The sequence below is a fragment of the Polaromonas sp. P1_G2 genome, assembly GCF_056405515.1.
The window spans coordinates 1-446 of record NZ_JBFUBY010001178.1 but is presented as its reverse complement, the minus strand read 5'-3'; the positions used below and the strand labels follow the sequence as shown (position 1 = coordinate 446).

1 protein-coding gene is annotated in these 446 nt (G+C 62.3%); it reads right to left on the bottom strand.

The features are described 5' to 3' along the window. The coding region (locus tag AC1D0P_RS29650) for a Smr/MutS family protein (protein WP_477680002.1) at positions 1-446 on the bottom strand (446 nt) is incomplete at both ends.

The following is a 446-nucleotide window of genomic DNA, read 5'->3' as shown; positions in this document are numbered from 1 at the left end:
GACATAGAGCGCGCCCTCGCCGCCATGGTTCTGCGCCGAGGTTTCATAAGACGAGATCAGATGGCGGAATTCCGGCTTGGAGAACCACATCGGCACCGCTCGCTTGAGCGCACCGTCGCTGCCCATCGATGCGCCCTTGCCGGTGATGACAAGCACATGCCTGAGACCGCGCTCATGCGCCCGGCCGATGAAACCATGAAGCAGCGCATGCGCCTCGGATTGAAACAGGCCGTGCAGATCGATGCGCGCTTCAAGTTCCAGCCGGCCCTTGGCGAGCTTGCGCTTCACCGGCCTTTCCAGCGGCTGATGACGACCGGATGGTTTCTTTGGCGGCTCTGCAGGCGCCTCGGTCATCGTCACGGCTTTTATCGGCGGCGCTTTCTGCGCGGCATTCTCGGCTGTCCGCGCTTCCAGCTCCACCTCGAATTCCTCGATCGCCTTCATAC